The organism is Geobacillus sp. (genome assembly GCF_017515625.1).
GTDB lineage: Bacteria > Bacillota > Bacilli > Bacillales > Anoxybacillaceae > Geobacillus > Geobacillus stearothermophilus.
Genome location: NZ_JAFWFM010000202.1, coordinates 1 through 8,416, shown reverse-complemented (window position 1 = coordinate 8,416; position 8,416 = coordinate 1). Strand labels below are relative to the sequence as shown.

The following is an 8,416-nucleotide window of genomic DNA, read 5'->3' as shown; positions in this document are numbered from 1 at the left end:
TTTTGCATCAAATTCGGGAGTGTGGTATGCTTGTTCATAGAGAGCACCTCCTGGGTTTGTTTGTGTTGTTACTCACATTCTACAGGAAAGGTGCTCTTTTTTCTATACCCTTTGGATTTTATTGGATAATCAACACGCCTGATAGTGGAACATCATTTTGACAAATCTTGATTAAATGAGGGACGCATGTGAAACGTTGGATCATCATTGCGCTTTTGTCGGCGATCTGTTTATGGCTGCTGCCGTACAGCGTGCCGCTCCTGCTGGCGCTTGCCACCGCCCTCTTGTTGGAGCCGCCTATCCGCCGCCTGCAAGACCAGTATCGGCTGAAGCGCGCGCACGCCGTAACGGCGATTTTTTCACTCTTTTTGGTAATCCTTGGGTTTTCGCTTTATTTTTTAGTTGTCATTTTGGTTCAGCAAGTGATGGCGCTCTCGCAAAACCTTCCGTACGTGCTGAGCGAGGCGACAAAAGTGTTTAACCGCCTCATCGAAACGTGGCGGTCGTATTCAAGTTCGATCCCCCAGGAAATCATTGATTCGCTCGAGCGCGGCGTGCGCACGGTGCAACAGATGCTGCTGTCGTTTGCGACGAATTTGACGCAGTCGCTCGTTCATTATATCACCGCCATCCCGGCGTTTTTCATTCACTTTTTAGTCTATTTGGTCGCATTGTTTCTCATTTCGCTCGACTTGCCGCGAATGAAACGGTCGATCAGCCGCTATTTGTCAGAGCGCACCCGCCAGCGGCTCGGGATGGTCATCGCCCAGCTGAGCAAGGCGGGGATCGGCTTTATTAAAGCGCAATTTTTGCTCAGCCTGGTGACGTTTTTTCTCGCGCTGGCCGGGTTGCTCGTGCTCGGCATTGATTACGCTGCCTTGATGGCGCTCGTCATCGTCATCGTCGACATTTTGCCGATTTTGGGGACCGGCTCAGTGCTTGTTCCGTGGGGCATCATCAGCATGGCGAACGGCGACAATACGCTTGGCGTCGGGCTGATTGTGCTGTTTATCGTCATCACTGTCGTGCGGCGGATCATCGAGCCGAAAGTGTTTTCCACCAATTTGGGCATTTCCCCGCTTGCGGCGCTCGTCAGCGTCTACCTCGGCTTCCAGCTGCTTGGCTTTATCGGGCTGTTTGTTGGGCCGGTCGTTGTCATTTTGATCGAGGCGCTTGCCAAGGCCGGGGTAATTAAGTGGACGATCAAGCTGTGAACAGGTTGCCAGCCGTCGTCCTTTTCCTTTTTTATGAATTGGAACATTGAAACGGAACAGGGCATGAAACGGGTGGAGAGCCTGGAGAAAAGCAAAAGACCGCCGGACAGCAAGGCGGTCTTTTACTGTGCAGGCGCCGGTGAACGGCTTCCGTCGATGCGGGGCAAAATTAAAATCTCGACGCGCCGGTTTTTCATCCGGCCGGCGGCGGTCGTGTTCGTGGCGATCGGCTTGTATTCGCCATATCCTTTGGCGCTGAAGTAGCGAGGGTCGAGTTGCTTGTTCTCAAGCAGAACTTTCATGAAATTGACGGCGCGCATGACGCTCAGCTCCCAATTGGAAGCAAATTTCTCATTATGAATCGGCACGTTGTCCGTATGGCCGCTGATCATGATATTGCGCGGCGGGTTCATGACGAGCAAAGCGGAGATCTCCGCCGCAAGACGCCGGTCTTTCATGCGTACTTCAGCGCTGCCGGAGTCGAATAAAACGTCATCCAAAATGGTGATGGCAAGCCCTTCATCCGTCAACGATGTCTGCAATTTCCCTGTCAAGTGTTTTTGATGAATATAGCTGTCAATTTTCACTTGGATTTGTTTCAGCTCTTCTTTTTCTCCTTCGTTTATAGACGAAGAAGGAGTCTGAGACTGTTGCTGCTGATTTTGCTGCCGCCCTTTTTCGTCTTCCGCAGGCGGTGTGATCGGTTCAACGGGGCTTTGAAAATCAAACACCCCTGTCCCACCGGCAAAGGCGGTGCTGAAGGCGCGGGCGATTTCTTGAAACTTTTTTTTGTCGATCTGGCTGCTGGCAAACAGAACGATAAACAAGGCGAGAAGCAGCGTAAGCAAATCGGCGTACGGAATCAACCAAGATTCGTTTATGTGGTCATCGTGTGAGTGCTTTTTTTTCTTAGCCATTGACCGTTTCCCCTTGCGCTTGCGCCAGCGCCTGATGGCGTTCGCTTTCCGGCAAATAGGACGCAAGTTTTTGTTCGATCATGCGCGGGGCTTGTCCTTCCAAAATGGACAGCACCCCTTCAATCATGATGTAGCGCACGCGCGCCTCTTCCTTCGATTTCCGCCGCAGTTTGTTGGCAAACGGATGCCAAAGCACATAGCCGGTGAAAATGCCGAGCATCGTGGCGACAAAAGCGGCGCTGATCGCTTTGCCGAGCTCAGCGATATTTTCCATGTTCCCGAGCGCAGCGATTAAGCCGATGACAGCGCCCAACACCCCAAGCGTCGGCGCATACGTGCCGGCCTGTGTAAAAATGGCGGCGTTCGCCTCGTGCCGCTCTTCCATGGCGGCAATTTCTTCCGTCATCACATCGCGGATGAACTCTTGCGTCTGCCCGTCGATCGCCATGCTGAGCCCGTTGCGCAAAAACGGATCCTCGATGTCATCCAGCTTCGCTTCGAGCGCCAGCAGCCCTTCGCGGCGGGCGACGTTCGCCCAATCGACGAACAGCGGAATCAGTTGTTCGACCGTCGGCGTCGTTGATTCCGTGAAAATGACTTTGAAAAGTTTTGGCACTTTTTTAATTTCCTGCGTCGGAAAGGCGATCACGACCGCCGCGGCTGTGCCGACGAGAATGATCAAAATGGCGGCTGGATTGATCAATACAGCAGGCGAAACGCCTTTAAAGTATATGCCCAACCCGACGGCGATCACGCCAAGGATGAGGCCGATGACTGATGTTTTATCCAAATTGATCCCCCCGCTTTTTTGTGCAAACGATCCATGCTGTTTTGTTTTATGAAGAAACCATATTTATCATATACTGAATAGAGAAGGTTGAAAAGGGAAAAAGGTGTGACTTTGGACATAAAAAAGCCGCCCAGTCCGTCGGTCAATTGGAAAGGGGCAGCTCCGGCGATCGTCATATTTTTTTCAACTTAAACGTGCCGACCATTAAAAACGATAAAATGAGCGCCAAAAACATAAACGATTGCGGCGGAAAGTACGGAATGGCCAAATAGCCCAACGTCATCAACACTCCGGCAGCCGTGATCGGCAGCCCGGCGAAATAGCCGTTGTTCTCCGTAATGTTGAAACGAGCGAGCCGGAAGGCGCCGCAGGCGATATACAAGATGGTGAACACTGCCCCCGGCGCGCCGAATTCGTAAAACAGCGCTTCGTACATTAACAAGGCGGGCGCGACGCCGAAGGAGACGATGTCGCTCATCGAATCGAGCTGCTTGCCAAGTTCGGATTCAATGTTCATCTTGCGCGCCACAGCGCCGTCAAAGCGATCGACAAACGCTGCTAAAAAAACGAGCAGCACGCTCATATGAAGCTGCCCTTTCAGCGTGGTCAAGACGGAAAAGCCGCCAAGCGACAAGTTCGTCATCGTCAAAATGTTCGCCATGTTTGCTTTCAGCTTTTTTAACGTATAATCTAAATAATCCGATAAGAACAACTTTCCCCACTCCTTTTCCAACAGAAAGCGCCAAAAGAAAATTCTACTACCATTATACTCATTTTGGCGGTAATATGGAAGGTAGTAACGATTGGACGTTTCATAAATTGGAGGGAACGTGCTTGCGAAAATGGCTGTACCGTTTGTTGATTGAGCTGACCAACCACTCGCTTTCTTCAAAGCTGCTCGCTTCGTTTGCCAAATCGCGTCTCAGCGGGCTATTGATATCATCGTATGCAAAAATTTATCATATTAACCAAGACGAAATGGAAAAAAGCCTAAAAAATTATAAGACGTTGCAGCAACTGTTTGTCCGCCGGCTGAAGGCTGGGGTGAGGCCGGTCGATGCGGATGAGCATACGGTCGTCAGCCCGGTCGATGCTGTCATTGAAGACATGGGTGTGATACAAGAAAACTGCGAAATGATCGTCAAGGGAAAGCCGTATTCCATTGCGGAAATGCTCGGTAGCGTGGAAGCGGCGAAGCCGTATGTGAACGGGTTCTTTTTTATTCTGTATTTAAGCCCGAGCCATTATCACCGCATCCACAGCCCAATATCTGGAGTGATCGAAAAGCAGTGGGCGATCGGCCGCAAGTCATATCCGGTCAACCGTCTTGGCTTAAAATATGGGCGTCGGCCGCTCGAGAAAAATTACCGCCTCATCACCGAGGTCACAGCCGGCGGCAAGCGCTTGGCGATTGTGAAAATCGGCGCCATGTTCGTCAACAGCATCGAGTTGACCCATACGGGAGAGCAGCTCGTGAAAGGGGAGGAGATGGCGTATTTTTCGTTCGGTTCAACGGTCGTCTTGCTGTTTGAACGCGGAAGTTTCGCCCCTGACCCACGCATCGTTGCGCCGATGCCGGTGAAAGTCGGCGAACGGCTCGGCTATTGGCGCTAGGCGCCGGGATGAAGGCGGCAAACAAAAAAAGCCCGAAGGCCTCCGTTTCACGACGACAGCTTGATTTTATGGGTCAATGAGCGGCGCTGGATTTCCTTTTCGATCAATTCGATGAATTCCGGGCTTAAGTTGAGTTCTTTCGCCTTGAAGTACGACTCGATCAACAGTTCATCCGATAAATGTTTCATCGGCGAAGCCCTCCTTTTGAATGGAATGAAATGATGGGTTTATACATATAATGGTAGGTTACTTTCAATGTACCACGATTTGCAAAATAGAACAACCGTTCTGTTATCCACAGGGGGTGGTGGATAATGTGTGGAAAACTTGTTTATAAAGTAGTGTAGGCATGATCATCACTTTGTGAATGTTGTGGATAACAGTTATCCACAAACTAGGAGGGCGCGGAATTTGTCGAAAACTTTCTGTTCTGCATGTCTGCAGCCGGTCGGCTGCCAAACTTTGTTTTGAAATGAACGGCCAAATTCGCTATCATGGGAAAAGCAAAGACAAAGGCAGGTGAGCGATATGCTTCATTATTTTTTGCCAAGCCAATTTGTGAAGCGCGTCATTGACATTCAGCCGGACGAGCTGAAGAAAAAAGGGGTAAAAGGAATTATCACCGATCTGGACAATACGCTCGTTGAATGGGACCGGCCCAGCGCCACGCCGGAGCTGGTCGCCTGGTTTGAGACGGTCAAGCGGGCGGGCATTAAGGTTGTGATCGTATCGAATAATAATAAACGACGCGTGCAGTCGTTTGCCGAACCGCTTGGCATCCCGTTCATCTTTGAAGCGCGCAAACCGCTGACGCGCGCATTTTTGCAGGCACTGGCCATGATGGGGCTGAGCAAAGAGGAAGTCGTCGTCATCGGCGATCAGCTGCTGACCGATGTGCTTGGGGGCAACCGGCTCGGACTGAACACGATTTTAGTCGTCCCGGTCGCCCAGACGGACGGATTATGGACGCGCGTTAACCGGAAAATGGAACGGAAAATTTTAAACGCTATGCGGAAAAAAGGCATGATTTATTGGGAGGAATGATCGTGGAGCCACAACTGCGTTGCATCGGCTGCGGGGCGGCCATTCAGTTCGAAAACCCGAAAAACGCGGGGTATGCGCCAAAAAGCGTGCTCGAAAAAGATGCGGAAGAGGTGATTTGCCAGCGCTGCTTCCGCCTAAAACATTACAACGAGGTGCAAGATGTGCCGCTTGACGATGATGATTTTTTGAGCATGTTGCACCGCATCGGGGAATCGAAGGCGCTTGTCGTCAACATCGTCGATATTTTTGACTTTAACGGAAGCTTTATTCCAGGATTGCCACGGTTTGCGGCTGACAACCCGATTTTGCTTGTCGGCAACAAGGCGGATTTATTGCCGCGGTCGGTCAAATACCCGAAGCTGCTGCGCTGGATGCGCCGCATGGCGGAAGAGCTGGGGCTCTGTCCGGTTGACGTCTGTCTTGTCAGCGCAGCGAAAGGAATTGGCATGGCGAAGGTGATGGAAGCGATCAATCGCTACCGTGAGGGCGGCGATGTCTACGTCGTCGGCTGCACGAATGTCGGCAAGTCGACGTTCATCAATCGCATCATTGAAGAGGCGACCGGCAAAGGGAATGTGATTACCACTTCATATTTCCCGGGGACGACACTCGATATGATCGAAATTCCGCTTGAGAGTGGAGCGACGTTGTATGATACGCCAGGGATCATCAACCATCACCAAATGGCGCACTTTGTCGATGCGCGCGATTTGAAAATCATTACGCCGAAGCGGGAAATCCATCCGCGCGTTTATCAGCTCAACGAAGGGCAGACGCTCTTTTTCGGCGGTTTGGCCCGTCTCGATTACATCAAAGGCGGGCGCCGTTCGTTCGTCTGCTACATGGCCAATGAGTTGACGGTTCATCGGACAAAGTTGGAAAAAGCCGACTCCCTTTATGCCAATCAGCTTGGCGAGTTGCTGTCGCCGCCAAGCAAGCGCTATGCCGCTGAATTTCCGCCGCTTGTGCCGCGCTCGCTGTCGGTGAAAGAGCGGAAGACGGACATCGTCTTTTCCGGACTCGGCTGGGTGACGTGCAACGACCCGGGAGCTCAGCTTGTCGTCCATGCTCCAAAAGGGGTCGACGTATTTATCCGTCAATCGTTGATTTAATGGAAAGCGGGAGGGGGAGAAACGTGGAAAAGGTATACGGGTTGATTGGGTTTCCCGTCGAGCACTCGCTGTCGCCGCTCATGCATAATGATGCATTCGCCTGTTTGGGCATTCCGGCGCGCTATCATTTGTTTTCCGTCGAGCCGGGGCAAGTCGGGGCGGCGCTTGCTGGTGTTCGTGCGCTCGGTATCGCTGGCGTGAACGTGACGATTCCACATAAAATGGCGGTTATTCCGTTTTTGGACGAAGTGGACGAACATGCGCGCCGCATCGGGGCGGTAAATACAATCGTCAATGACAACGGCCGGCTCATCGGCTATAATACGGACGGACCTGGCTACGTCAAGGCGCTCGAGGAGGAAATGGACGTCAGTCTCGACGGCAAGCGGATTTTGGTGATCGGAGCTGGCGGCGGGGCGCGCGGCATTTACTTTTCGTTGCTGTCGACGGCAGCCAAGCGCATCGATATGACCAACCGGACGGTGGAAAAGGCGGAGCAGCTCGTGCGCGAAGGGGAGGATGGCCGCTCGGCGTATTTTTCACTCGCCGAGGCGGAAACGCGGCTTGACGAATACGATATTATGATCAATACCACTTCTGTCGGCATGCATCCGCGTGTCGAGGCGCAGCCGCTTTCCCTTGAACGGTTGCAGCCGGGGACGATCGTATCGGATATCATTTACAACCCGCTTGAAACGAAGTGGCTGAAGGAAGCGAAAGCACGCGGCGCTCGTGTGCAAAACGGCGTCGGCATGCTCGTGTACCAGGGAGCGCTAGCGTTTGAAAAATGGACCGGCCAATGGCCGGATGTCAACCGGATGAAACAGCTTGTCATCGAAGCGTTAAGGAGGTAACATATGCTGACGGGAAAACAAAAACGGTTTTTGCGGGCGCAAGCTCATCATATCAAGCCGATTTTCCAAGTCGGCAAAGGCGGCGTCACCGAAGAGATGACGAAACAAATTGCCGCCGCGCTGGAGGCGCGCGAACTGTTGAAAGTGAGCGTGTTGCAAAACTGCGAAGAAGACCGCTACACCGTCGCTGAGCAGCTGGCAGCCGGGACGGGGGCTGAACTTGTGCAAGTGATCGGCAATACGATCGTCTTATACAAAGAGTCGAAAGAACACAAACAAATCGTTTTGCCTGACTGACAAGCGGCGCGGCCAAGATGAAACGGCGGGGGGAAGGAAGATGGGAAAAATCGGGATTCTCGGCGGAACGTTCGATCCGCCCCATTACGGCCATTTGATTATGGCGAATGAAGTGCTTGACGCCCTTGAGTTGTCACAAATTTGGTTTCTGCCCAACCGCCTTCCTCCCCATAAGCAGCACGAACAAGTGACGAAAAGCGAGGATCGGCTCCGCATGCTCGAGTTGGCGGTGGCCGGTCATCCATACTTTCATGTTGAGACGATCGAGCTTGAACGGGAGGGGCCTTCCTATACGTACGATACGGTCCAGCAGCTCGTCGCCATGCATCCGGATGATGAGTTTTATTTCATTATCGGGGCGGATATGGTCGAATATTTGCCGAACTGGCACCGCATTGACGAGCTGATTAAGCTTGTGACGTTTGTCGGGGTGAAGCGCCCCGGTTATTCCATGGAAACGCCATACCCGGTCGTCGAGGTGGAGGTGCCGCAGTTTGCCGTCTCTTCGTCGCTTATCCGCCAGCGGGTGCAAAACGGGCAGACGATCCGTTACCTCGTGCCGGAAGGTGTGAGA

Annotated in this window: 11 protein-coding genes; 7 read left to right on the top strand and 4 right to left on the bottom strand. The window is 52.4% G+C overall.

What is annotated here, in order from left to right; genetic code table 11:
* Positions 1–188: 188 nt before the first annotated feature.
* Entirely contained in the window at positions 189–1,214 is a 1,026-nt protein-coding gene (gene ytvI / locus IKE44_RS11670) for a sporulation integral membrane protein YtvI (RefSeq protein ID WP_033014742.1), read from the top strand.
* 122 nt (positions 1,215–1,336) lie between these two features.
* On the opposite strand, the gene motB is transcribed toward ytvI, so the two are convergent.
* The 3 genes from motB to pssA all read right to left on the bottom strand — a co-directional run bounded on the left by motB (position 1,337) and on the right by pssA (position 3,633).
* Positions 1,337–2,131, bottom strand: coding sequence for a flagellar motor protein MotB (gene motB / locus IKE44_RS11665; protein WP_033014740.1), 795 nt, complete (start codon positions 2,129–2,131; stop codon positions 1,337–1,339).
* Entirely contained in the window at positions 2,124–2,921 is a 798-nt protein-coding gene (gene motA / locus IKE44_RS11660) for a flagellar motor stator protein MotA (RefSeq protein ID WP_287466000.1), read from the bottom strand. Before motA ends, motB begins: the two co-directional genes overlap by 8 nt.
* 172 nt (positions 2,922–3,093) lie before the next feature.
* Complete coding sequence (gene pssA / locus IKE44_RS11655) at positions 3,094–3,633, bottom strand: CDP-diacylglycerol--serine O-phosphatidyltransferase (RefSeq protein WP_049624293.1); 540 nt, start codon at positions 3,631–3,633, stop codon at positions 3,094–3,096.
* Between the two features lie 122 nt (positions 3,634–3,755).
* On the opposite strand from pssA, the gene IKE44_RS11650 reads away from it, so the two are divergent.
* Positions 3,756–4,535 carry a phosphatidylserine decarboxylase gene (locus IKE44_RS11650; protein WP_033014734.1) on the top strand — a complete coding sequence of 260 codons (780 nt, stop codon included), beginning with the start codon at positions 3,756–3,758 and terminating at the stop codon, positions 4,533–4,535.
* A gap of 47 nt (positions 4,536–4,582) precedes the next feature.
* Here the strand turns inward: IKE44_RS11650 and sda are convergent, their stop codons facing one another.
* Entirely contained in the window at positions 4,583–4,723 is a 141-nt protein-coding gene (gene sda, locus IKE44_RS11645; RefSeq protein WP_008879941.1) for a sporulation histidine kinase inhibitor Sda, read from the bottom strand.
* A gap of 340 nt (positions 4,724–5,063) precedes the next feature.
* Here sda and IKE44_RS11640 point away from each other — a divergent pair, with 340 nt between their 5' ends.
* The 5 genes from IKE44_RS11640 to IKE44_RS11620 form a co-directional block, all read left to right on the top strand.
* The gene (locus IKE44_RS11640) at positions 5,064–5,579 is read left to right on the top strand and encodes a YqeG family HAD IIIA-type phosphatase (protein ID WP_055357964.1); all 516 of its coding nucleotides are present in this window, start codon (positions 5,064–5,066) and stop codon (positions 5,577–5,579) included.
* 2 nt (positions 5,580–5,581) lie between these two features.
* Positions 5,582–6,691 carry a ribosome biogenesis GTPase YqeH gene (gene yqeH, locus IKE44_RS11635; protein WP_033014730.1) on the top strand — a complete coding sequence of 370 codons (1,110 nt, stop codon included), beginning with the start codon at positions 5,582–5,584 and terminating at the stop codon, positions 6,689–6,691.
* A gap of 23 nt (positions 6,692–6,714) precedes the next feature.
* Positions 6,715–7,545, top strand: coding sequence for a shikimate dehydrogenase (aroE, locus tag IKE44_RS11630; protein ID WP_287465999.1), 831 nt, complete (start codon positions 6,715–6,717; stop codon positions 7,543–7,545).
* Positions 7,546–7,548: 3 nt separating this feature from the next.
* Entirely contained in the window at positions 7,549–7,842 is a 294-nt protein-coding gene (gene yhbY, locus IKE44_RS11625; protein WP_033014727.1) for a ribosome assembly RNA-binding protein YhbY, read from the top strand.
* 40 nt (positions 7,843–7,882) lie between these two features.
* The coding region (locus tag IKE44_RS11620) for a nicotinate-nucleotide adenylyltransferase (protein WP_287465997.1) at positions 7,883–8,416 on the top strand (534 nt) is incomplete at its 3' end.